The organism is Labilibaculum manganireducens (genome assembly GCF_963665805.2).
Classification (GTDB): Bacteria; Bacteroidota; Bacteroidia; order Bacteroidales; family Marinifilaceae; genus Labilibaculum; species Labilibaculum manganireducens.
This window is the reverse complement of record NZ_CAXXEE010000003.1, coordinates 94,147-119,141: the sequence shown is the minus strand read 5'-3', so window position 1 is coordinate 119,141 and position 24,995 is coordinate 94,147. Positions and strand designations below refer to the sequence as shown.

Sequence of the window (24,995 nt, the reverse complement as noted above, 5' to 3'; positions counted from 1 at the left end):
TCATTCCCAACTCACAACAGCCAGTCGTTTTTTACCATCCAATTTAATACTTAATGGGTTTTTAAACTGAACGTGACGAACGGCGCCATACTCCCCAATTAATTTCTGTTTTTTTAGTAACTGATATTCGATGAAGGATGTTTCTGAATGGTGGTGAATGGAGCTGTAGCCAATATTCATTGATGTTACATTGTGAAAAAAGTGAGATCCGGATGATGCTTCCAAAGGATAATCCTCAAAGCTTGTCTCCACAATTAATTTCGAGAAGGAGATGTCGTTCCATTTTACAGGAATTCCAATCCATCGGTCGCGGGTGCCCCAACGCCCCGGACCAATCAATACAAAACGTTTGTTTTTTTCTCTCATTTCAAGATTAATTTTTGAGATGGTATCCGCAATCTCAAGAGTCAAATCTTTTTTGAATAATTCGGGCACAACATAAACAACATCAACAATATCATCTACCAATCCGTTTCCCATACTCATTTCAGAAATCATCAAAAGCTTGCTTCTGTCAATTTCATTCAAATCAATATGGTAATCATCTATATTACCAACCAAAGGTTTTATCTGCAGAAGATAAAACGAAGCCTTCCCTTCTTTATCTTTCGTTAAATCGACGGCAAACTCTATCTCAATCGGTGAACCCATCGCTTCTTTTATGATATCCAAAACAAGTTCAATTGTTTTTGCCAGTGGAATATAATTGTATTTTAAAATATTGGCGAAATTGATGATTCTTGGTCCCATAACATCCAAACCAGGACTAATTGTATCACTCATGGAATTATAAACAGAAGCACAATGCACTAAATTACCATGTTCTTCTGCTTCATCAATATCCAAACGAATTAATCCTGCCGTATCACCCTCCATAAGATCCAAATCTTTTTTGTTGAGGTCAACAGCATAAAATTCTACCTGCGAATTTTTAAATTGATCTTTCGCACTGTTATTCTCAATAGTTGGGAAAACAGGAGAAAAGCGAAATGCCTTTTCTCCATCTACAACATATTTGCCCAAACCAACACCTATCACGGCGTATCCTTCTTCGGGTTTCATGTGCCCAAAAGGATAATAATTGTACGATTGAGCTACGCCCGAAATGTGAGGATAAAAAGCTGATCCGTACTGGTTTCCTACTACTTCCTGAATAACCACAGCCATTTTTTCTTCCTCTATTTTATAATTCATGGCAGAAACATTCAATCTTGCATCGTTGGAAAAAATGGATGCATAAACTAATTTTACAGCGTCGGTTACCTGCTTAACCCGAATATCTAAATCGGGATGATTATTGGGCACAAGGTAGGTTTGAAAAACCCCTGCTACCGGCTGAAGCAATGAGTCTTCAAACAATCCGGAAGATCGGATCGCCAGTGGCTTCTCAAAATTCATTAGCATGATTCTTATTTTTTGAACCAGACGATGCGTTAATTCTGCAACCCTAAACAGCCACTGAATTTGCTCAAAATCATCCAAATCCTTAATTCGGTCTAAAAGGTTATTTCGATCTAAGAATGATTCGTATTCATCAACACCAATTACTGCAGTCATAGGCGCCTTTATATTTATTCCTGGAACAAAACGGCTCAAATTCAGATTAAAAAGCATGGAGTTGATGAAAGCCAATCCCCTCCCTTTTCCACCTAACGAACCAGTAGACAAAGTGACTATATTATTGGTATTAAGAGCAAAATCGGCATTGAACTCTACAACCTTTCCCTTATTTTTTTCGTTCCGGTAATTCTGAATTACATTAATTAAATAATCCCGGACATCTTCAGCCGATTTAAAATCTGTAATATGATAGGGTGCAATCATTTTGGCAACCCGAATCTCTCCACGAGCCATCAGCCATAAAGAAAAATGATTCTTTTTGGCATGATAAACCAAAGATTCGCCCGGAATATGATACAAATAATCCTCAAATTCTTTTAATGATTTTGCCGTAGCAATTTCATTGCCCATGGCATCTTTATACACAAAATCGCCAAAGCCCAGAAACTGACGAATAAACAAACGAATATCCCCTCTAAGTGTTTCAGAGTTTTTATCGATAAAACTAGCCTTCAGCTTAAAAGCATGGCTGGCATTGGAAACATCAGACGATTGCAATATAACCGGTAGATTTGGGTATTCTTCTTTGATTTCTTTTACCAAACGAATTCCGGCATCATCTAAGAATATTCCATCTTTTTTAAACTTCACATCCGAAATTAAGCACAACAAATACTCCCGAAACCGATAATAAATATCCATTGCCTCTTCGTAATTCGAGGCAAGTAATATTTTAGGTCGCGCCCGTAAACGAAGAATCTTATACTGAGCATCGGTACTTACGTCATTGATTATTCGCTGGGTTTGCGCCAAAACACTCTGATAAAGCATTGGCATGTATCTGGAATAATATTTCGCCGAATCTTCAACCAGTAAAATTACCCGGGCCAATCCAATCTTGGTATCATTTTCAACATTCACCTTATCTTCCAAACTCTTAATCATTGCAAAGAAAACCTGCGATTCGCCATTCCACACAAATATTTTATCTACACTTTTCAGCTCTGTCCGTTGTTCTTCGAACAAAGCGATATCGGCATCATTATTCAGCAATAAAAAAATAGATATATAGGGAAATTCCTTTTTAATTCGTTCACTTAAAACGATTGGCGTTTTTTTATCTACTCCAACCATTAATATAATCATATCAAAATGTCTGGAGTGCAATTGCTCCATGGCTTCTTCCAAATTTGAAACTCCTGTAACCCGGGGCATTGATGTTAGATTCAGCTGATGATATTCACTGGAGATTTGTTCTGAAAAACGTCCTTCGCGTTCAATACAATAAGCATCGTATAAATTCGCAACCAACAATATTTCCTTTACCTTAAAGGGCATTAAATCATGATAAATATCCCGGTCGGCGTTGTTTTTATTTAAGAAATCCTGTAATAATTTACGATTCGTAACCGGAACATAGGGGCCTATTATTTCCTTCTTTTTAGGGTCAACTTTCCTTTTTTGGCTGAGCAGTTCTTTTCCCGTTTCACTATTGATATAACCAACAATAATATTCCCAATATTTTCAATCAAATGCCTTTCTTCTTTCAAAAAAGGCCCTTCATCTTGTTGCGGAAATTTTTTCACATAACAAACCTCAATTCGTCCGCTTCGATTATTGATTGTTAAAAATTCCTGTGTTAGTGTCCATTGCGAGAGACGAAATCCGGGGCTGAGGTATTCTTGTCCGTCAAATACAATACGGGCAACCGTGAACTCCGGATATTGCCATGCTTTAGGAAGAATAAAGCAGATTTGCTGTAAAGTATCCTCAATGGATTTTCCTTCCTTAATAATACCTGTTGTTTGATTAATTGCGGAAAGTTCTTTTAAACGCTCAATATTTTCAGCTATAATCTTATTGATTCCCTGCTCTTTACCTGGATTTGATTCCATACATTTTCGGTTTACTTACGTAGATGCATTAAAAATTGTAAAAAGATCGTGGTGATTTGACTACTGTTTGTAGGCTCTTTTAAATTTAAACAATTTAAGTGAAACCTAAGCCCTTGACCTTGAGGGATTTCTTTTTTACCTTTAAATATGATCGCTGGTATTCCGTTTTGAAATCAAAAACAAACCGGAATAATGCCGATTAGTATTTGACCATCAATATCACTCAGATAAGGATAATTTGAAATACTAACCGGTATTATTTACGATCACGTTCATTCACACCCAGTATAATTCATGTCTAACTTAAACATTAATTACCATGACAACTATGTTAAAGGCTCCTTCCAGCAAGGAATTTATGGACAAATTAAAAAGTAGAACACCAGGAGAAATTGAATTTCATCAGGCTGTTCACGAAGTGGTGGAGTCATTACTTCCTTTTTTAGAGGAAAACCCAAAGTACAAAACAGCTAAAATCCTGGAGAGGATTTCAGAGCCTGAAAGAATCTTAATTTTCCGGGTTCCCTGGGTTGATGACAAAGGGGAAATTCAAGTGAACCGCGGATACCGTATTGAGATGAACAGTGCAATTGGCCCATACAAAGGTGGATTGCGTTTTCACCCAACGGTAAACCTTGGTATTCTAAAATTTCTTGCATTCGAACAAGTTTTCAAAAACAGCTTAACCACACTCCCAATGGGAGGCGGAAAAGGGGGCTCAGACTTTGATCCAAAACAAAAATCGGATAATGAAGTAATGCGGTTCTGCCAAAGCTTTATGACTGAACTATGTAAGCACATTGGGCCAAACACAGATGTTCCTGCCGGAGATATAGGAGTTGGAGGCCGGGAAATTGGTTATCTATTTGGTCAATATAAACGAATACGTAACGAATTTACAGGCGTTTTAACCGGTAAAGGTGCAGAATGGGGAGGAAGTGTAATCCGTCCCGAAGCAACCGGCTATGGCAATGTATATTTTGCCGAAGAAATGCTGAAAACTAAAAATGACAGTCTGAAAGGCAAGATCGTAACAGTTTCCGGTTCGGGAAATGTTGCTCAGTTTACTGTCGAAAAAGTGAATGAATTAGGAGGTAAAGTGGTTACCTTATCCGATTCTTCAGGTTTTATTCATGATCCGGATGGAATTGATGGAGAAAAACTCACTTACGTGATGAGACTTAAAAACATTAAACGAGGCAGAATTGAAGAATATGCCAAGAAATACAATGTTGCCTACTATCCAGACGCAAGACCTTGGGGAGTGAAGTGTGATGTTGCTTTGCCAAGTGCCACACAAAATGAAATAAATGCTGAAGAAGCGAAAATCTTAATTGATAATGGTTGCATTTGCATTTCGGAAGGTGCTAATATGCCTTCTACTCCCGAAGCTGTGGATATTTATATTAAAAATGAAATTCTGTATGGTCCCGGCAAAGCGGCCAATGCCGGTGGTGTTGCTGTTTCTGGCTTGGAAATGTCTCAAAACGCGATGCGTTTAAGCTGGACCCGCGAGGAAGTTGACAATCAGCTTAAAAGGATTATGAAGGATATTCACACCACATGTGTTAAGTATGGAAAATCTTCAAATGGATTTGTAAACTACGTGAATGGTGCAAATATTGGCGGTTTTGTAAAAGTTGCCAATGCCATGATTGCACAGGGTATCGTATAAATGAGTAATAAATAAAGGGTTGTTCTTATTCGGACAACCCTTTTTTATGTCACAATAAACTAAGCGTAACTTATTTTTCCCTTTTATAACATCAGGATTTTGTTAATTTTATCCTTTCTAACCAAAACACATTTTTTAATGAATTCTATCACAAAAGAACCGGCAATTAAAAAAGGATGGCTTCGAGCAGTACTAATCATTATACCTTTCTTTATAGTCAGCGTAATTTTTCAAGCTTTGGGAGCCTTTATCTGGGCTGCCATTTCAAATGATAATATTTTAGAGGTCTTCAAAAATATATCTCAAATTCCAACCCTTGGATTTTTAATTATACAAGCATTTTCAACTTTTGGCACTTTATTGATCATTTGGATTTTTACGAGATTTATTGATCGAAAGAAAATGATTGATTTGGGTTTTTCCTTTCAAAAACGAACAAAAGATATTCTTTACGGATTGTTGGCAGGTTTTATCATGATGGGAGCAGGCAGTTTAATTTTATATTTTTCCGGAAACTTAACGTTTGATTCCATTACTTTTAATTTGATCGGATTAGCTCAGTCAGTAGTACTGTTTACTTTAGTTTCAATAAACGAGGAAGTATTTGTAAGAGGATATCTGCTTCGAAATTTTATGGTTTCTATGAACAGATATGCAGCTTTAATTTTATCATCTCTGGTATTTATGGCTCTTCATTTAATGAATCCAAACCTGTCTCTTGTAGGACTGACCAACATTTTCCTTGCCGGATTACTTCTGGGAATTGGCTATATCTTCACTAAAAATCTGTGGTTTCCATTGGCTCTTCATTTTAGCTGGAATTTTTTTCAGGGACCAATTTTCGGTTTCGAAGTTAGCGGAACAAAATCAGAAACATTCATCTCCCAAACCATAAATGGCAATGAGATGCTTACCGGAGGACAATTTGGTTTTGAAGGATCAATTCTTGCAACCGTTCTTTGTTCTCTTGGAATTGTATTATTTTGGATGGTATACAAAAAACAGGATGTTTTATCAACTACAAACTAGTTTATCATGAAAACCTTACTTTCATTTTTTTTATTGTTTATCCTTTTTGCTTGTTCACCACAATCAAATTCAATTTTAAACAATTACTCTTCTTCCGATTTAGAAGGTATTTTCAAATCAGAAAAAATCAATGGCTGTTTTACCATTTATGATTTAAAAAATGATGCCGGATTAAGTTTTAATGAGAAACGATTAGATTCAGCATTTTTGCCGGCTTCCACATTCAAAATAATTAATTCGATGATTGCTTTGGAAACCGGAGTGATTCAGGATGAAAAAGAAATCATTAAGTGGGATAGTATCGATCGTGGATATAACGAATGGAATAGGGATCAAAATCTGGAAAGCGGATTAAAATATTCTGCTGTTTGGTTTTATCAGGAGCTGGCAAGAAGAATTGGCCAAGAAAGAATGAAACATTGGGTAGAGACATCAGATTACGGCAACAAAAATATAAACGGAGGAATCGATGTTTTCTGGTTGAGCGGAGACATTAGAATCAGCCCAAACCAACAAATTGATTTTTTGCAAAAATTATATTTTAACCAACTTCCATTTTCGCAAAAAAATCAAGAAATTGTGAAAAAAATAATGATTGTTGAACAGACTCCTGATTATACAATCAGAGCAAAAACAGGATGGGTTGCTCGAGTAAACAAGCAAATTGGATGGTATGTTGGCTATCTTGAAAAAGGAGAGAATGTATATTTTTTCGCAATTAATATCGATATTAAAAATTCTGATGATGCTCCTAAAAGGCAAATCATAGTTTCCAAAATACTTGATCATCTTCAATTAACGAAATAAAAAAACTCTCAGCAAATTAAAAAACCATGAAAAATATAGTATTGTTTTTATTTCTTACCCTTTCGACATCTACATTCGCTTCTTCAGGGCAAGAAACCAACACGTACGAAAAAGATTTAAAATATCTGTTTCAGATAAACGGATCACAAGCCAGCTATCAGGAATCAATTAAAGCGATGATTATTCAACTACGAAGTCAGGAATCAAATATTCCAACTGAATATTGGGACAAAGCTGAAGTTGAATTCGTGAATACTTCAGTTAATGATTTAATCAAAATGCTTCTTCCAATCTACAGGCAGAATCTTTCTCACGAGGATGTATTAGCCATGATTGATTTTTACGAATCGGTTGCCGGAAAAAGAATCGCCCAAAAATTACCTAAAATCACCACTGAAAGTATGCAGGCCGGAATGTCGTGGGGACAAGCAATTGGAGCAAAAATAAAAGCAGATATTGAGAGTAAAGGCTATAAAATCAGATTGCCGTTTACACCCTAATTTCAAAATCAAAATTCATTAAAACAGGGGGCAAACCTGAATTAAATCATTTCTTAACCAACAGATTATTAGTATTTTTTGGGGTTACTAAAAACTAACCCAATGAATACTATATTCACACCCAACAAAAACTATCTCCAAACCAAAGAACAAATTGGCTATGTCCCCCGCCAACAAGCCACCGAGGACGATTATCGTCGAATTGGTTTCATGTCCGGACTGGAAGTTCATCAGCAACTTGACACAAAAGAAAAATTGTTTTGTCACTGTCCCTGTGGTGTCTTTCACAAAAACGGAGCTTTCGATGCTGAAATAATACGACATATGCGCCCTGCAATGAGCGAACTTGGCGGATATGACGGCACGGCGCTAATGGAGTTTAAAACCCGAAAAAACATTATATATCGTATCAACAACGAAACAGCCTGTACTTACGAAATTGATGATACTCCTCCCTTTAGAATTAATCAGGAAGCTCTTGGAATTGCACTTCGAATCTCACTTTTGTGCAAATTAAATATTGTTGGTGAAGTACATATTACCCGAAAACAATATTTGGATGGAAGTATACCAACAGGCTTTCAGCGAACCGCAATTTTAGGTGTAAACGGACAAATTCAACTAAGCAATAAAAAGGTGAATTTGATACAATTAAGCATCGAAGAAGACTCTTGCCGTGAGATCTCAGACATAGGACATGAGCGGTATTATAAAACAGACCGTCTTGGAACACCACTCATCGAAACAGTAACTGCCCCCGAACTAAACACTCCCAATGAATTGCGCGAAGCTGCAGAATACATCCGTTTTTTAAACAGAAGCACCGGATTGGTTCGCACAGGAATGGGAGCAGGCCGCGAAGACGTAAATGTTAGCTGCAAAGGCGGATCGAGAGTTGAAATTAAAGGAGTTGCTCACAACAAATGGATTCCGGAACTTTCACACAATGAGGCTTTCAGACAATGGGCTTTGCTAAATATCAAAAAACTATTAATCGAACGAATTCAAAAAGAAGATTGGTGCATTTTCACACAAGAACTAGATTATCACGACTATAATTTCACATATGCCCCCTTAATTGAATGCAAAGAAAAAGAACATCAGATTATTGCTGTTAACCTTCCGGAATTTAAGGGATTACTATCGCATTTCACCCAACCAGGTCAAAACTTTGCCAATGAAATTGCCCAGCGTTTAAAAGTAATTGCCTGTATCGAACATCCCAATTTAGTACATTCAGAGCAAGAAGAAGAATTGCTGTCAAAAGAAGATTTTGGTAAAATACTTGCCAAATTAGGATCAAATTCAAATGATGCACAATTAGTTATTTGGGGAGCGAAAGAAGATATCCCTACAGCAATCGAAACAATAAAAGAACGTTGTAAAATGGTTTTTGATGGTGTCCCAAACGAAACACGCAAATCGTTGCCCGATGGAACAACAATTTTTGAGAGAGTTCTGCCTGGTGCCGATCGAATGTATCCGGATACAGACTCTGCTCCAATTCCTTTATCTGATGAATACATCAATAATCTTGGTAAAGATTTACCAAATGATATTTGTGAGCGAATTAATCAAATGAATGAATGGGGAGTACCTAAAGATTCTCATCATTTTATTCTCAGTAAAGATCTGTATCCAATTATTAAAGAAATAGCTGACAGATTTCAATTCGATCCTAAAAGTACCGCAATATTTTTTGGACACACTTATAAAAACATCATTGGAAAATACAGCATCCATCCCGAATTCAATTACCGAAAATTAGTCGGACTATTCAAGTTCATTCACGATCAGGAATTACATCCAAACATTGCACGATACCTGTTCCCTATTCTCTACCAAAACCCAAGTATGGATTTTGCCTCCATGTTAATCAGCTTAAAATTTAAAAAAAGAAGTCTGGCCGAGTTGATCGCTCCAATTGATTTTCTGGAAGAAAAGTTTAAGGACTTACATCCATCAGAGAACAGTGAAAATGCCAGTCACTGGATCATGGGGCAATTGCACCGTCAGGCAATTGGGAATATAGAATTAAGGGAATTAAGAATAAACATCGACAAACGACTTAACTAATGGAAGATATTTTTCAAGGATACAAAGGAATGGCTCTTGAGACCCTAAAAAAATACAGTGTTCGGGTATGGGGCAAAACGCATATTGTTACCACCCGAGGCGAATTCGACGGAACGATTTTACCCAGAGCAGAAAACGATGATGACCAACACATTGTGCTTAAAATAATAACAGGTTACAACATCGGAATAAATGTTACAACCATAAAAGAAATGAAGGAAACCGGTTACAAAAAAGCCAATTATAAAGTTCCCGAAAAAGAATTTCCTTATACAAACGGACAACCAGCTGTAAAGCTGTTTGGAACCGGAGGAACAATAGCATCCCGCTTAGATTATAGAACAGGAGCTGTAATTCCGGCCTTCTCGCCTGGAGAACTTTATGGATCTGTTCCTGAACTGGCCGATATATGCAACCTATCTACCGAAAAAGTTTTTGCTGTGTTCAGTGAAAATATGGGGCCAAAACAATACATTTCCTTAGCTATTGCAATTGGAAAAGAAATTGAAAACGGGATTGATGGAATTATTATCGCTCATGGAACAGATACATTGCATCATACCGCTGCCGCCTTAACCTATATGGTTCAGGATTCACCCGTTCCAATTGTTTTAGTAGGCTCTCAGCGATCATCAGACCGACCGTCATCAGATGCAGCTTTAAATTTAATGCACTCAGCAGTGGCTGCCGGTCATGGTGATATTGCAGAAGTAATGGTCTGTATGTTTGGCCCAACTTCAGATGAATATGGATTTCTGCACCGGGGAACCAGAGTGAGAAAAATGCATTCGAGTTATCGATCTACTTTCCGAACTCTTGGCGATACACCTTTAGCTACGGTTACCAGAAAAGGAGTTAAAGCAATTAAAAAACAATACAATCACCGACGAAAAGATCGAAACGTAAAAATCCTTCCTTACTTCGAAGAAAAAGTTACAATACTGTACTACTATCCTAATATGCAACCCGATATTATCGATGCATTAGTTGACTGTGGCTATAAGGGAATAATTATCGCTGGTACTGGCCTTGGTCATGTCAACAAACCGGTTTACCCTGCCTTAAAAAGAGCAGTTGAAAAAGGGGTTCATATATTCATGACCGTTCAAACTCTTTGGGGTTACACTCACATGTTTGTTTACGATACAGGACGAGACTTACTCTCAATGGGAATTGTTCCGCTTGATAATATGTTACCCGAAGCTGCCTATATTAAATTGGGATGGACACTAGGCCAAACCACCAAACGACAAGAGGTAATTGACATTATGCAAAACCCTATAAACGATGAAACAACAAAAAGAGAACCTTATAATGGATATCTTCTTTATCAGGGAGGAGTTCCTGAAGTAGAACAATTTGTTAAAAACTTTAGAAAATAACTTAAACCCCGATTTTTTTCGGGGTTACTTTTTGCAGATCTAAAAAAGATTAATAATTTTTTCTTATTAGAGGGAAACATTATTGTTATCTTTAAGTACTATTAGAAAAAAGCCTTTATGAGTACTTTAGAAACGATATTTGACCTTGAACAATTTACCAGTTTAGTAAACAATGAACTAAATAATGGATTGCCTGGTTTCGAGGCTCAAAATCTAATGTCCCCGTCGATTCGGGATCACGCCCTTAAAACAAGTGATCCTAGTATTGCCAGGGATAGCAGTGTTTTATTATTATTTTATCCTCACAATGGTCAATTGTATATTCCTTTCATGAAAAGAACAACAGGAAACAACAGCCATAGCGGCCAAATTAGTTTGCCCGGAGGAAAATATGAAGAAAGTGATGCAAACAGAACAATAACTGCAATTCGCGAAACAAATGAAGAGCTTGGTGTCGACTGCAAAAAAATAAAAATATTAGGCTTCTTAACAGAACTTTACATTCCGGTCAGTAATTTTATGGTTTTACCCGTATTAGGATATTGCGAAAAAAAACCCGAATTTAAATTGAATGAATTCGAAGTTGAGGAAATAATCGAAATGCCCGTTTCTCTATTATTAGGAAAAAACAACATCAGCAATTTCACAATTAACAAAAACGGATTCGAAATTCACGCTCCTTATTTTCAAGCAAAAGAGCACAAAATTTGGGGAGCCACTGCAATGATTCTATCCGAATTAAGAGAAATGTTTCTTCGAGCCGGCCTAATTCAGTAATACAATGTTTTGGTAATTACTATAGCGTTCCAAAATTTTATTCACATACTGATAAGGCTCCGAACCACGGCAATAACCATATTTTACTACAGGATCATTAAAAAACTCCGGTTTCGATTTATTCAATAAATAATAGTCGACGCTTCCTTTCCATTGATCAGGATTCTTACCATTTTTTTCAGCCAAACGTCTGGCATCCAGCACATGTCCTAATCCAACATTATAAGATGCAAGTAAAAATTTCAACTCATCCGTCTTGTCAGACAGAGTCTCATCCAATTTCCCTTTTAGATATTTCAAATGCCTGACTCCGGCATCAACATTCTCAATAGGAGAAGAAAGTGAATCAACATCATATCGATAAGCAGTTTCGGGCATTAATTGCATTAAACCAAAAGCTCCAACCCATGATTGCGCCTTAGGATTAAAATTAGATTCCTGAGATATCAACGCTGACAGCAATCTCCAATCCCAATCTATTATTTTCGCTTTTTCCTTAAGAAGATCATCAAAATCCGAAATCTTACCACTTTTTACAGTAAAATACTCACTTTGCATCATCTCTTCAATTCGGCTGCTCTTAAAATATCGCTGGTATATTCGTTTGTATTCTTTCGTTTTTTGAAAATCCATTAACCACATATTAACATCATGAGTTAAATGATTCGCGCCTTTGCGCAAGGCCCATGCCAGATTCTGAGGTAAACTCACACTTGTCTTAAACTCAATACCCGGATAATACGAAGAATTAACCATCGCAACATTTTCATCTGCAATAGTATAATCGATCTCACCACTGGCAACCATCGATATCAGCCCCTCCTCCTCCAACATATCAACAACTACTATATCAATAGGCATTTCCATTTCATTAGAGAGTCTTACCAAATGCTCTTGAAATGATGATCCTGCCTGTACATGAATTCGCTTACCTCCTAAATCAGCCTTGTTCCTAATGAAACCAGTAGAATCATTAACAGGACTCCGCTGAATTAATACCTGTGGCGACTGACTGTGAGGAATCGTAAAATTGAATTTCTCCATGCGATCAGTTGTTACTGCCAAGTTCATCCCTAATAAATCCACATCACCTCGTTCCAAAGAAGCAAAAGCAGATACCAAATCAATGTTTACAGTCAGCTCCAGTTTAACACCTAAGTGTTTAGCCAAAGCTTCCAGCATTTCATATTGAAACCCCATTGTATGCCCCTTGTATACAAAGTAATTAGTGGAATTGTAATCCGTAACCACACGCAACTTCCCACGAAGCTTTACATGTTTTAACTCCACAACTGGTTTCTCTTCAATCTGCAACCCAACCATCTTACGGTTTTGATTACAAGTCTGAAGAAAGACCATGAAAATCACGGGGATCAATAATTTTAAATATTTGATTCCAGACATAACTTTTTCCTTTCCTAATTAAAAATTAGAAAAAATCAGATTTCCAACCTAGAAATATTTGATTCCAGTTCTTGGTTTTTATAATAAATCCTTAATTGTAAAAAGTCCAGATTAGTCCATATTTTAACATGGCTGGATTGAGAGGGTAGTGTGGAGCAACAAAATAATTTTTACTGCCAATCGACGCGTTCATGTGCTCATACATAACAAATATTCGAGTACGTCTAATTCTAAAATTAAAGTATACATCAACCTTAGGATAATCACCAATTTCTTTCTGATTCTGCAAAAAGAACTGTCCTGTTGATGGCATATAGTTAGGGGCATAAAATGCAGTATTGTAATGCACTGCAAATCCTACTTGAAGCCCAAGTGCGCCTTTAAAAAATGTATTTTTATAATAATTATTACTATAGATTGAAAAAGTTGGTAATGGTAAAATTTTATCCTCAGATCCTTTTTGACCAACTAACTTTTGGTTTAGATAAAAGTTTCCCAACTTGAATCTTTTTTCTAAATATCCGGTCAATACCGTAATTCCTTTGCTTGTTTGTTCTGGAATAGTATCCAGTCCAAAATAAGTATAATTATCAATTTGGTTAATTTGCCCACCTATTTTTAAATTCCTTTTCTCATTAAAATATTCAATTCCAAGCTCTAATTCTGTAATCTTATCCAAATTCAAATTCCACTGCTGGTTATTTCCATAGTACTTAGAAAGAAGAAAATCAGGTGTTTTAGAATTTAATTTAGCAAGAACAGATACCCCGTGATGAATTGAATCTTTTTTTCCAATCCATTTTGTTAATTCATATTTTAGCTCAAAATCATTTTGCTTATATCCTTCGAATACATACCTTCCGGTTGCATTCCAGTTTAAAGATGAACCTGCTGAACTAAACAAACTGGCAAAAAGTTGATTGTTATGAATTTTCGTGTCCGCTTGATGAAAGGAAATTTCCTTTACCGCTAATCTGGTGTTGTATTTTCCAAGATCGCTTATAATTCCAAACCTAGCTCCCAAACGAATCCACTTGTTTTTATTTTCATTAAATACAAGCTGAAACGTATTTCTAATGTTTGAATATTCAACTTTATCAAATGTCGCCTTAGTATCATAATAATAATGTGAATAAAAAGAATTGTCGATTATTGTTTCCTTATATCTCCAACTATCTGATTCATACTTAAAATTATAAATAAAATTTATAGGATAAGAATAAGTTGTATCCTTCTCCTGAATAACTTCTCTTTCTTCACCAATGCCGTAGGAATGATTCATGAAAAAATTAAAATTGGTCAATTTACTTTTAGCATCATAAAGCCGTACTTTCAAATTTTCCGGATCCTCACTTTTATCAGTTAAGTCAGTATCTTCAGACAATCCACCGTTCTCCTCGTTATTCAGACTATTTTGATTCAAAACAAAATCCAACCCGTACCTTTCTTTTTTATAAGAAGAGAAAAAGCTAAAATCATACAACTTTGTTTTCTGATTTTGATACTGCCCATCACTCGAAATTAAGTTATAACTAACACCCACATTCAAGTTAGGATTAATATTCTGTGTTTGCAACACTCTCAATAAATTCTCCGCTCGTCCCTTAGGGCCACCAGTTTCGTAATAAACACTTGTAAAAGGTGTGGTTGTATTAAAGAATACGATATCTTCCGGTTTAAGCATATAGTTTCTATAAGGCAAAAATGGTAGGAACTGTTCATTGACATTACGATCTCTATAAATATTTGATAAATATGGAGAACCTAAATTGCCTAAATAAGTATTGGAAATACTCTTTTTAAATATTGGGTTGTAATTATGTTGAAAGCCCAAAATTGTATCCAATTCAACTGACTCATTTCTCGAAGCAAAATCAGTAAGTTTCCAACTCTTTATAACAGATTTTACATTATTGTAGCCTAAACTGTCAAGTTCATTACCTTCCTTTCCCAATTTATCTCTATTTCCCAATTTACCTCTTTGAAGATTATCAGGACCACCATCATATACCTGAGCATAAGAATTCAGACAAAGACAAACTAAAATTGTTACTAATAGGAAGAATTGTTTCATAGCCAACAAAGATAAACAAACTGTTATTAAGTTGAATGGATTGATTCAAAATATAGGTTAAAAAACCTTAGAGAGAGTTAAAGAGGAGAATATATTTAGGATCTGTATTGAAATTCTGCTTCTAAAAATTTACACATATAACAAAAAAGAGTCTCATTCCTCATTGGAACAAGACTCTTTAAAAGTTGGCGTCGACCTACTCTCCCACCAAAAAGGCAGTACCATCGGCGCTATCGGGCTTAACTTCTCTGTTCGGAATGGGAAGAGGTGGAACCCCGATGCAATAGACACCTAAAATCATTCATCTAATATTGGGCTTACACCCTCAAGATAATATCATAGACATATCAAAAAAATCAAAGTAAAAATAACTTCCGAAAAAATTCAGAAATGAACACCCCACTCAGAAGTTTTAGGGTAATTAGTATTGCTCGGCTTTGACGTCACCGCCTTTACACCTGCAACCTATCAACGTCGTAGTCTCCAACGACCCTTAAAGGAAATCTCATCTTGAGGTAGGCTTCGTGCTTAGATGCTTTCAGCACTTATCCCTTCCGAACGTAGCTACTCTGCAATGCAGCTGGCGCCACAACAGATGCACCAGAGGTTCGTCCAACCCGGTCCTCTCGTACTAGAGTCAGATCCTCTCAAATTTCCAACGCCCACAACAGATAGGGACCGAACTGTCTCACGACGTTCTGAACCCAGCTCGCGTGCCACTTTAATGGGCGAACAGCCCAACCCTTGGGACCTTCTCCAGCCCCAGGATGTGACGAGCCGACATCGAGGTGCCAAACCGCTCCGTCGATATGAGCTCTTGGGAGCGATCAGCCTGTTATCCCCGGCGTACCTTTTATCCTTTGAGCGATGGCCCTTCCATGCGGAACCACCGGATCACTATGCTCTACTTTCGTACCTGATCGACCTGTATGTCTCACAGTCAAGCACCCTTGTGCCATTGCACTCTTCACACGATTACCAAACGTGTTGAGGGTACCTTTAGAAGCCTCCGTTACTCTTTTGGAGGCGACCACCCCAGTCAAACTACCCACCACACACTGTCCGTCGTCAGACGTTAGACTCCAGATAAGCAAAGGGACGTATTTCAAGGTTGACTCCACTAGTCCTGGCGAACCCGCTTCGTAGTCTCCGTCCTATCCTACACATTACTTACCCAAAATCAATGTGAAGCTGCAGTAAAGGTGCACGGGGTCTTTCCGTCCCGTTGCGGGTAATCGGCATCTTCACCGATACTACAATTTCACCGAGCTCATGGCTGAGACAGTGCCCAGATCGTTACACCATTCGTGCAGGTCGGAACTTACCCGACAAGGAATTTCGCTACCTTAGGACCGTTATAGTTACGGCCGCCGTTTACTGGGGCTTCATTTCAATGCTTCTCCGAAAATAACATCTCCACTTAACCTTCCAGCACCGGGCAGGTGTCAGGCCTTATACTTCAACTTTCGTTTTTGCAAAGCCATGTGTTTTTGATAAACAGTCGCCTGGGCCATTTCACTGCGGCTCTCATCGCTGAGAGCGTCCTTTCTCCCGAAGTTACAGGACTATTTTGCCGAGTTCCTTAGCCATGAATCACTCGAGCGCCTTAGTATACTCTACTTGACTACCTGTGTCGGTTTGTGGTACGGGCAGCTTTAACCTGATGCTTAGAGGTTTTTCTTGGAAGTAAAATTAGGCACACTATCTGCGCTGCCGTAGCATTGCAGTACTATCGACTTTCAGCTCAAGATGCGGATTTGCCTGCATCTATCATCACGTACGGTCTTCAACGAACTATTCCGTCAGTTCGCGGTGCTTTCATCTCTTCGTCACCCCATCGCAGTTAATGCCGGTACGGGAATATTAACCCGTTGTCCATCGAGTTCGCCTTTCGGCTGCCCCTTAGGTCCCGACTAACCCTGATCCGATTAGCGTTGATCAGGAAACCTTAGTCTATTGGCGTGCGGGTTTCTCACCCGCATTATCGTTACTTATGCCTACATTTGCTTTTCCAGAAGCTCCACAATGCATTACCACACTGCTTCTGCGCCGCTGGAATGCTCCCCTACCAGTTAGAATAAATTCTAAATCCATAGCTTCGGTAGTATGTTTTATGCCCGATTATCATCCATGCAGGATCGCTCGACTAGTGAGCTGTTACGCACTCTTTAAATGAATGGCTGCTTCCAAGCCAACATCCTAGCTGTCAATGCAATCTCACCTCGTTAGTTCAACTTAACATACATTTGGGGACCTTAGCTGATGGTCTGGGTTCTTTCCCTCTCGTCCGTGGACCTTAGCACCCACGGGCTCACTGCCAGATATAAGTTATAGCATTCGGAGTTTGTCTGGATTTGATAGGCGGTGAAGCCCTCGCATCCAATCAGTAGCTCTACCTCTATAACTCTCGACTCTGACGCTGCACCTAAATGCATTTCGGGGAGTACGAGCTATTTCTCAGTTTGATTGGCCTTTCACCCCTACCCACAGTTCATCCCAAGACTTTTCAACGTCAACGGGTTGGGCCCTCCACTCTGGATTAACAGAGCTTCAGCCTGACCATGGGTAGATCACCAAGTTTCGCGTCTACCCCCACTAACTTTACGCCCTATTCAGACTCGCTTTCGCTTCGACTACGGACCTGAAGCCCTTAATCTCGCTAGTGAGGAGTAACTCGTAGGCTCATTATGCAAAAGGCACGCCGTCACACCAAAAGGTGCTCCGACCGCTTGTAAGCGTATGGTTTCAGGTACTTTTTCACTCCTCTGTTCGAGGTGCTTTTCACCTTTCCCTCACGGTACTTGTTCACTATCGGTCTCTCAGGAGTATTTAGCCTTACCGGATGGTCCCGGCAGATTCACACAGAATTTCTCGTGTTCCGCGCTACTCAGGATACTGCTGGATTGGTTTTGCTTACGTGTACGGGACTATCACCCCCTGCGGTGTGTCTTTCCAAACACTTCCACTTCACGCCACTTCTCGTATTGCAGTCCTACAACCCCTACATTGCCGAAACAATACAGGTTTGGGCTGATCCCCGTTCGATCGCCACTACTGGGGGAATCACTTTTGTTTTCTTCTCCTCCGGGTACTTAGATGTTTCAGTTCTCCGGGTTTGCTTCCATTGCTGGATACCTGTTAAAACAGGTGGGTTGCCCCATTCGGAAATTCACGGGTCAAAGGTTATTTGCACCTCTCCATGACTTATCGCAGCTTATCACGTCCTTCATCGCCTCTGAGAGCCAAGGCATCCGCCATACGCTCTTAATTACTTCTTATTGTGTTAACAAAAATAAATCCCGTTACCGGTATTCATCCCTGTTTCTTTACTTTAGTTACTTCTACTTTAATTTTGTTTCAATATGTCAAAGAACTTTAAATACACCATCGTATTTGTGTGGAGAATATCGGAGTCGAACCGATGACCTCCTGCGTGCAAGGCAGGCGCTCTAGCCAACTGAGCTAATCCCCCATAGTATCGTTTCACTCTATTACTAATTAAAAATCTTTAATTCCAAATTACGTCCTCTTTCAATTTCGTAATTCATAATTCCTAATTCTTAATTCATAACTTAATAGTAGTCCTGCGCAGATTTGAACTGCGGACCCCTACATTATCAGTGTAGTGCTCTAACCAACTGAGCTACAGGACTATTACTACCTACCTGCTTAGCGGTGAAAACACCCTAACGCTATGGGTTATGGTATAAATAAATTTATGAAAACAATCAGTCAGGAAATACAGACTATAACTCTTATCGAATCAAAATTCCTATAGTACAATACTTCCAAGCTCCAGAAAGGAGGTGTTCCAGCCACACCTTCCGGTACGGCTACCTTGTTACGACTTAGCCCCAGTTACCAATTTTACCCTAGGACGCTCCTTGCGGTTACGTACTTCAGGTCCCCTCGGCTTCCATGGCTTGACGGGCGGTGTGTACAAGGCCCGGGAACGTATTCACCGTAGCGTTGCTGATCTACGATTACTAGCGAATCCAACTTCACGGAGTCGAGTTGCAGACTCCGATCCGAACTGAGACCAGCTTTTGAGATTAGCATCCAGTCACCTGGTAGCTGCCCTTTGTACTGGCCATTGTAACACGTGTGTAGCCCTGGACGTAAGGGCCGTGCTGATTTGACGTCATCCCCACCTTCCTCTCACCTTACGGTGGCAGTCTCGCTAGAGTCCTCAGCTTAACCTGTTAGCAACTAACGATAGGGGTTGCGCTCGTTATGGGACTTAACCCGACACCTCACGGCACGAGCTGACGACAACCATGCAGCACCTTGTAAATTGCTCCGAAGAGAAAGCCTGTTTCCAAGCCGGTCAATCTACATTTAAGTCCAGGTAAGGTTCCTCGCGTATCATCGAATTAAACCACATGTTCCTCCGCTTGTGCGGGCCCCCGTCAATTCCTTTGAGTTTCATTCTTGCGAACGTACTCCCCAGGTGGATTACTTAATGCTTTCGCTCAGTCACGCACGGTGTATTGTGCACAACGAGTAATCATCGTTTACGGCGTGGACTACCAGGGTATCTAATCCTGTTCGCTCCCCACGCTTTCGTCCATCAGCGTCAATGTTAGCTTAGTGAGCTGCCTTCGCAATCGGTGTTCTACGTTATATCTATGCATTTCACCGCTACATAACGTATTCCGCCCACCTCAACTAAATTCAAGGCCTTCAGTATCAATGGCAGTTCCGGAGTTGAGCTCCGGGATTTCACCACTGACTTAAAAGCCCGCCTACGGACCCTTTAAACCCAATAAATCCGGATAACGCTTGGATCCTCCGTATTACCGCGGCTGCTGGCACGGAGTTAGCCGATCCTTATTCTTACAGTACCTTCAGTTCACTACACGTAGCAAAGTTTATTCCTGTAAAAAAGCAGTTTACAACCCATAGGGCCGTCATCCTGCACGCGACATGGCTGGTTCAGGCTTGCGCCCATTGACCAATATTCCTCACTGCTGCCTCCCGTAGGAGTCTGGTCCGTGTCTCAGTACCAGTGTGGGGGACTATCCTCTCAGACCCCCTAAGCATCATCGTCTTGGTGAGCCGTTACCTCACCAACTAACTAATGCTACGCATGCCCATCTTTTACCTCCGTAGATTTAATATTCAAACCATGCGATCTAAATATATTATGCGGTATTAATCCAAATTTCTTTGGGCTATCCCCCGGTAAAAGGCAGGTTGCATACGCGTTACTCACCCGTGCGCCGGTCTCTAGACAGCAAGCTGCCTATACCCCTCGACTTGCATGTGTTAGGCCTGTCGCTAGCGTTCATCCTGAGCCAGGATCAAACTCTTCGTTGTATAAAAACTTTTGTTGTAATTCTGCTCCTGGATGTATTTATAGTTATCGTAATTCTTTATTGACAAGGTTATTATTCCCTGTATTTACCTAACTTCTTGTTTCCAATATTTTCAAAGAACTTCTGCCGGCCGTTTTCCCCTTCCTTAAAAAGGCAGCCTGTTCTAAAATTTCATTCTCTAATAAGACAGTCGTTTCTGTCTCTGAAAGCGAGTGCAAAGATAAAGAATTTAATTCCTAATCTGCAAATCTTTTTTCAACTTTTTTTTTCAGGGTAATTTCGCTGTAATCCCCAAGTTTCCTAGTGATCCAAAAGCTCGTTAGCTCTGAAAGCGGGTGCAAAGATAAATCATTTATTTTAATAAATCCTAATCCCTAAGTGAAAAAATTTCAAAAAAAATAAAGCCCGTTCCTGTGATAAAAAAATTACTCCCCAAATCACGCTAAACACCGGACACTTTCCTTTGAAAGCGGTGCAAAGATAAATGATTATTTTTCCCAATTCCTAATCATTTTATGAAGTTTTTTCACAAAAAGAAATAGCTGCCTGATAATCAGAAGCTATTTTTTTATCCGAAGGGGAAAAACAAATTACAAAATTCAAATGAGAATGTCCAGACTAATGGTGAAGATTTTTTAATAAAAGTGATTTTTCTTTATCAAAGACAATATTTGGATATTGACTCTCTAACTTCTGCACATCACTTAATGTACTGGTAATAAACTCCTGATGACTGACCGTGTCTGGATTAAAAGGACGATGACTGGCTGCCGAAACAATTTTATCTACCCGTTTCATCACGGCAAGTGTTTCATTCTCCATATATGTATCAACAAAACGAGTCCAAATATAATTGACAGATGTGGTATTCATATGCAGCATGTCCTCTCCGTAAAATCGATAATCTCTTAACTCATCCATAACAATTTCATAAGAAGGAAAGTAAGACACCTGTTCAAACAACTCCACCAACTGCTCAATTGCCAAAAGTAAAGTAGCTTTACTAAGCTGATTTCCATGTGCTCCATCTTTCCAATGCCGAATTGGACTCACCGTAAAAACAATTTTTAAATCCGGATTGAAAATTGCTAAAGAGACAATCAATTTTTTATAGAATTGTACAATTTCATCAACATCCAGTCGGTAGCGATGGAATTCCTTTGCTGGTAATTTATGGCAATTGGAAACTATTGCTCCTGTATCGAGCAATTCATAAACCCAGGCAGTTCCGAATGTAATGTAAAGAACATCTGAATTTGCAAGATCTAATGATGACTTTTTAATTTCAGTATTGATTGCATCCAAACACTCATTCACATCGGCATTTGAAAATCGTCCGTGATGAGAAAAACTAAACCACATATCATTGACGAAATTTAAGTCTTCTTCGGAGAATTTTTTGTTCTCGATTAGTATTTTTAAACTATTGCCAACACTGATTGGGTTATAAATTACTCCAAACGGATTGATATTGACATCAAATTTATATTTGCTGAGTTGCTCACCAATATTCTCGGTAAAACAAGAACCCAGCATAATTGCTTTTGAATTGTAACCAAACTTATCCCGCGATGCTGGAATCTTTACCTCAGTTCTAAAAATTGTCATATTCTAAATAATTTGCTTATTATTCGCTAACAGAGCGTCCAGCCAATTTATAATATATGTAAAAACCTCTTGATGACAGAATTCATTATGCAATTCATGATAAGCTTTATCGTACTGAATAAATGTACAACAATCCTTAACTCCATCTGAGAAAATTTTACTTGCATTGGAGTCTGTAATCTGATCATCATTTCCATGCAGTAACAATAATGGCTTTTTTACTTTATCCGGATTCTGCAAAATACCGTATCCGGCATCATAAGCATCGACAAATAATCTGAATGAAACCATATGATGTACCAATTCATCCTCATCATATTTAATGCATACATCCTTATTATGAGATAACATTTTAGTATCAAAATTCGTTTTTACACTAAAAAAAGGAACTAAATTTGCCAGCAGCCTAAGAAAAGACATTACTATTTTAGGAGGTGCTGCCTGTGTAACAATCCAAGGTGAAGTAGAAATGACTCCTAAATAATTCGATTTTCGCGAAATCATATGATTTAAGGCCTCACCTCCTCCCATGCTGTGACCATAAAGAAAACAAGGGACATCTTCAAAAAGGTTTCGTGCCTCCTCCAGAGCGAAATCAATATCATCCATTAATTTTTCGTAAGATTGAATGACTCCTCTTTTTCCATCAGACAAACCATGCCCACGCTGATCGTAACTCAAAACAGCAATGTTCTTTTCAACGAACAATTCAGCCCAATTGTGATATCTGGAAGAATGTTCACCAATGCCATGAACCAAACAAATTACTGCTTTGGGTGGAATTGCAGGTTGCCAAACTTGAAAAAACAAACGCGTATTGTCATTTGTAGTTAGATTGTAGATATTGTGTATCATCAAATTTGATATAAACGACGAATAAAATTCATGCGCAGAGCATCAAATTTTACCGAGAAGAACAAAATAAAAGTGAAAACGACTTATTGAATGTATAAATATATAAAAAAAGCGAAAACAAAAGTTCATTACTAAAACCTATAGGAAGCAATTCAATATAAGCTATTCGCACTCTTTATGAAGAAAATCGAGATTGCGTTTTAATCCTTTGAATTTTGTTCGTTTTACTGCAGAGTTTTTGAATATCTCTCCAAATTTATGAGCATCCATGTGCTCCCATTCTGCCTTTGACAAAGAAAGTAGATCAGAATTAGGTTGAAATTCAGGAACTGAATTGGATTTTACCATTCGATTCCAAGGACAAACATCCTGACAAATATCACAACCAAATACACGATTTTTGAATTTACCCTTCATTTCTTCGGGAATTTCACCTTTGAGTTCAATGGTGAAATAGGAAATGCACTTGCTGCCATTCACCACATAGGGTTCTGTAATTGCTCCGGTAGGACAAGCACGAATACATTTACTGCATCCTCCGCAAAAATCCTGATATTTTTCTTCCTCATACTCCAACTCCATATCAATCAGCAATTCGCCCAGGAAAAGAAATGATCCTATTTTACGATTGAGTAATAATGAGTTTTTTCCAATCCAGCCAAGACCTGCTTTTTTTGCCCAAGCATGCTCTAATATTGGAGCGGAATCGACAAATGCGCGACCCGAAACTTCACCAAATTCTGTGTTGATATATTCCAAAAGCTGGTTTAATCGATCCTTTAATACGAAGTGATAATCTTTTCCGTACGCATATTTTGCAATAACAGGTGCTTCGGAATCTTGCTGCAGCTCCTTTGGAAAGTAGTTCAGACCAACAACAACAATTGACTTGGTATTTTCAACCAATAAACGAGGATCTAATCGTTTCTCAATATTATTGGCCATATACAACATCTCTCCGTGATATTTTTGATCCAGCCAAGATCGAAGATTCTCTTTCTCATCTTCCAGAAAATCTGCTTTTGCTATTCCACAAAGATCCAAACCAAGCTCGATAGCTTTGGCTTTTATGAGGTTTGATTTGGCAGAGAGGGTAAGATTCATTGTGCTAAATTAAGATTGTTACCGACAATTCACGATAAACGTAGAATAAACATGTTGCATTTTCTAATAATACCAAATTAATATAGAAGCTCATTTTAATAAATAATTCTTTTGGGTTTAGAATCAAGTCATACCCTGACATGGATTGCTTGGTTATGGTCAGAGCATAACATTCTTAAATTTGTTTATTTCTCTGAAATTTAAACATTGTATCTTTTCAATTGCTTTGTCCTTAAGCCGGACGGCTCTTACTTTTCTCCTTAAATGAGAAAAGTAAGCAAAAGAATCAAGTCAATAGAAAGCTCTTCAGTATTCTAAACCAACTTAAGCAGCACGTGGCACGCTCTATTGACAACTCTCGCTCAAATTCTAATTTTCGAAAACATTTTCCGTTATTTTTTTCATGCAAATCAATTTTAATCTCTGAATAGAATAACCAGTCAGCATTAGTAAAACTTTTGCGCTAGGGATTGAAGTGTTACCCCACAGCGAAGAATGAGCGAGGAGTAAAAACGAAAAGCCCGACCTGAGGAACGAAGGAAACGCCCAAAACAAAAATCGGAAACCAAATTAGCCGGAACTAAAAAAGGACTGTAAAAAAACAGCCCTTTGATATATTTAGAGAAAACCCAATTCGAGTTTTGCTTCTTCGGTCATCATATCCTTGTCCCAAGGCGGATCGAAGGTTAACACAACGGTCACATCTTCGATTTGCGGCAGTGATTTAGTTTTTTCATTTACCTCTTCCAAAATTTGGTCGGCCATCGGGCAATTTGGCGCTGTAAGAGTCATCAGGATTTTCACCTCATCTTCCTCATACATATCAATTTCATATATCAATCCCAGGTCGTAGATATTCACTGGAATTTCGGGATCGTAAATGGTTTTTAAAACCTCGACGATTATTGCTTCTGTTTCTTTTTTTCCCAT

14 protein-coding genes, 2 tRNA genes and 3 rRNA genes are annotated in these 24,995 nt (G+C 38.4%); 7 read left to right on the top strand and 12 right to left on the bottom strand.

What is annotated here, in order from left to right; genetic code table 11:
* Positions 1–3,456 carry a DUF5752 family protein gene (locus tag ACHZAX_RS00535; RefSeq protein WP_320017652.1) on the bottom strand — a complete coding sequence of 1,152 codons (3,456 nt, stop codon included), beginning with the start codon at positions 3,454–3,456 and terminating at the stop codon, positions 1–3.
* Positions 3,457–3,775: 319 nt separating this feature from the next.
* Here ACHZAX_RS00535 and gdhA point away from each other — a divergent pair, with 319 nt between their 5' ends.
* From gdhA to ACHZAX_RS00500, 7 genes are all read left to right on the top strand, one after another.
* On the top strand, positions 3,776–5,131 hold the full coding sequence (gene gdhA, locus ACHZAX_RS00530; RefSeq protein WP_324292978.1) for an NADP-specific glutamate dehydrogenase: 1,356 nt from the start codon (positions 3,776–3,778) through the stop codon (positions 5,129–5,131).
* A gap of 138 nt (positions 5,132–5,269) precedes the next feature.
* On the top strand, positions 5,270–6,160 hold the full coding sequence (locus ACHZAX_RS00525) for a CPBP family intramembrane glutamic endopeptidase (RefSeq protein WP_320017651.1): 891 nt from the start codon (positions 5,270–5,272) through the stop codon (positions 6,158–6,160).
* Between the two features lie 6 nt (positions 6,161–6,166).
* Positions 6,167–6,967: a class D beta-lactamase gene (blaOXA, locus tag ACHZAX_RS00520; protein WP_320017650.1), complete on the top strand. Its 801-nt coding sequence runs from the start codon at positions 6,167–6,169 to the stop codon at positions 6,965–6,967.
* Between the two features lie 26 nt (positions 6,968–6,993).
* Complete coding sequence (locus ACHZAX_RS00515; protein ID WP_101309602.1) at positions 6,994–7,467, top strand: DUF2059 domain-containing protein; 474 nt, start codon at positions 6,994–6,996, stop codon at positions 7,465–7,467.
* A gap of 102 nt (positions 7,468–7,569) precedes the next feature.
* On the top strand, positions 7,570–9,543 hold the full coding sequence (gene gatE, locus ACHZAX_RS00510; protein WP_320017649.1) for a Glu-tRNA(Gln) amidotransferase subunit GatE: 1,974 nt from the start codon (positions 7,570–7,572) through the stop codon (positions 9,541–9,543).
* Entirely contained in the window at positions 9,543–10,925 is a 1,383-nt protein-coding gene (gene gatD / locus ACHZAX_RS00505; protein ID WP_101309600.1) for a Glu-tRNA(Gln) amidotransferase subunit GatD, read from the top strand. Before gatE ends, gatD begins: the two co-directional genes overlap by 1 nt.
* Positions 10,926–11,042: 117 nt before the next feature.
* Complete coding sequence (locus ACHZAX_RS00500; RefSeq protein WP_101309599.1) at positions 11,043–11,702, top strand: NUDIX hydrolase; 660 nt, start codon at positions 11,043–11,045, stop codon at positions 11,700–11,702.
* Here ACHZAX_RS00500 and ACHZAX_RS00495 read toward each other — a convergent pair.
* The 11 genes from ACHZAX_RS00495 to ACHZAX_RS00445 all read right to left on the bottom strand — a co-directional run bounded on the left by ACHZAX_RS00495 (position 11,691) and on the right by ACHZAX_RS00445 (position 24,995).
* Positions 11,691–13,025 (bottom strand): MltF family protein, encoded by a 1,335-nt coding sequence (locus tag ACHZAX_RS00495; RefSeq protein WP_320017648.1) that lies wholly within the window; start codon positions 13,023–13,025, stop codon positions 11,691–11,693. The two genes, ACHZAX_RS00500 and ACHZAX_RS00495, sit on opposite strands and share 12 nt — an antisense overlap.
* 172 nt (positions 13,026–13,197) lie before the next feature.
* Positions 13,198–15,180: a putative porin gene (locus tag ACHZAX_RS00490; RefSeq protein ID WP_320017647.1), complete on the bottom strand. Its 1,983-nt coding sequence runs from the start codon at positions 15,178–15,180 to the stop codon at positions 13,198–13,200.
* Positions 15,181–15,363: 183 nt separating this feature from the next.
* A 5S ribosomal RNA gene (rrf, locus tag ACHZAX_RS00485) occupies positions 15,364–15,475 on the bottom strand.
* Between the two features lie 106 nt (positions 15,476–15,581).
* Positions 15,582–18,458 (bottom strand): 23S ribosomal RNA (locus tag ACHZAX_RS00480).
* Positions 18,459–18,578: 120 nt separating this feature from the next.
* A tRNA-Ala gene (locus ACHZAX_RS00475) sits at positions 18,579–18,652 on the bottom strand.
* A gap of 107 nt (positions 18,653–18,759) precedes the next feature.
* Positions 18,760–18,833, bottom strand: a tRNA-Ile gene (locus tag ACHZAX_RS00470).
* Between the two features lie 146 nt (positions 18,834–18,979).
* Positions 18,980–20,499, bottom strand: a 16S ribosomal RNA gene (locus ACHZAX_RS00465).
* Together the 16S, 23S and 5S rRNA genes with 2 tRNA genes alongside form the textbook arrangement of a ribosomal RNA operon.
* Positions 20,500–21,116: 617 nt before the next feature.
* On the bottom strand, positions 21,117–22,106 hold the full coding sequence (locus tag ACHZAX_RS00460; RefSeq protein WP_320017646.1) for a GSCFA domain-containing protein: 990 nt from the start codon (positions 22,104–22,106) through the stop codon (positions 21,117–21,119).
* A 3-nt stretch (positions 22,107–22,109) separates the two neighbouring features.
* Positions 22,110–22,961 carry an alpha/beta hydrolase gene (locus ACHZAX_RS00455; RefSeq protein WP_320017645.1) on the bottom strand — a complete coding sequence of 284 codons (852 nt, stop codon included), beginning with the start codon at positions 22,959–22,961 and terminating at the stop codon, positions 22,110–22,112.
* A 162-nt stretch (positions 22,962–23,123) separates the two neighbouring features.
* On the bottom strand, positions 23,124–24,065 hold the full coding sequence (gene queG / locus ACHZAX_RS00450) for a tRNA epoxyqueuosine(34) reductase QueG (RefSeq protein ID WP_320017644.1): 942 nt from the start codon (positions 24,063–24,065) through the stop codon (positions 23,124–23,126).
* 618 nt (positions 24,066–24,683) lie between these two features.
* The gene (locus ACHZAX_RS00445; RefSeq protein WP_101309896.1) at positions 24,684–24,995 is read right to left on the bottom strand and encodes a metal-sulfur cluster assembly factor; all 312 of its coding nucleotides are present in this window, start codon (positions 24,993–24,995) and stop codon (positions 24,684–24,686) included.

Coding starts and splice junctions, on each gene's coding strand:
- ACHZAX_RS00535 (WP_320017652.1), bottom strand. CDS start 3,456: ATGGAATCAAATCCAGGTAAAGAGCAGGGAATCAATAAGATTATAGCT.
- gdhA (WP_324292978.1), top strand. CDS start 3,776: ATGACAACTATGTTAAAGGCTCCTTCCAGCAAGGAATTTATGGACAAA.
- ACHZAX_RS00525 (WP_320017651.1), top strand. CDS start 5,270: ATGAATTCTATCACAAAAGAACCGGCAATTAAAAAAGGATGGCTTCGA.
- blaOXA (WP_320017650.1), top strand. CDS start 6,167: ATGAAAACCTTACTTTCATTTTTTTTATTGTTTATCCTTTTTGCTTGT.
- ACHZAX_RS00515 (WP_101309602.1), top strand. CDS start 6,994: ATGAAAAATATAGTATTGTTTTTATTTCTTACCCTTTCGACATCTACA.
- gatE (WP_320017649.1), top strand. CDS start 7,570: ATGAATACTATATTCACACCCAACAAAAACTATCTCCAAACCAAAGAA.
- gatD (WP_101309600.1), top strand. CDS start 9,543: ATGGAAGATATTTTTCAAGGATACAAAGGAATGGCTCTTGAGACCCTA.
- ACHZAX_RS00500 (WP_101309599.1), top strand. CDS start 11,043: ATGAGTACTTTAGAAACGATATTTGACCTTGAACAATTTACCAGTTTA.
- ACHZAX_RS00495 (WP_320017648.1), bottom strand. CDS start 13,025: ATGGTTGGGTTGCAGATTGAAGAGAAACCAGTTGTGGAGTTAAAACAT.
- ACHZAX_RS00490 (WP_320017647.1), bottom strand. CDS start 15,180: ATGAAACAATTCTTCCTATTAGTAACAATTTTAGTTTGTCTTTGTCTG.
- ACHZAX_RS00460 (WP_320017646.1), bottom strand. CDS start 22,106: ATGACAATTTTTAGAACTGAGGTAAAGATTCCAGCATCGCGGGATAAG.
- ACHZAX_RS00455 (WP_320017645.1), bottom strand. CDS start 22,961: ATGATACACAATATCTACAATCTAACTACAAATGACAATACGCGTTTG.
- queG (WP_320017644.1), bottom strand. CDS start 24,065: ATGAATCTTACCCTCTCTGCCAAATCAAACCTCATAAAAGCCAAAGCT.
- ACHZAX_RS00445 (WP_101309896.1), bottom strand. CDS start 24,995: ATGGGAAAAAAAGAAACAGAAGCAATAATCGTCGAGGTTTTAAAAACC.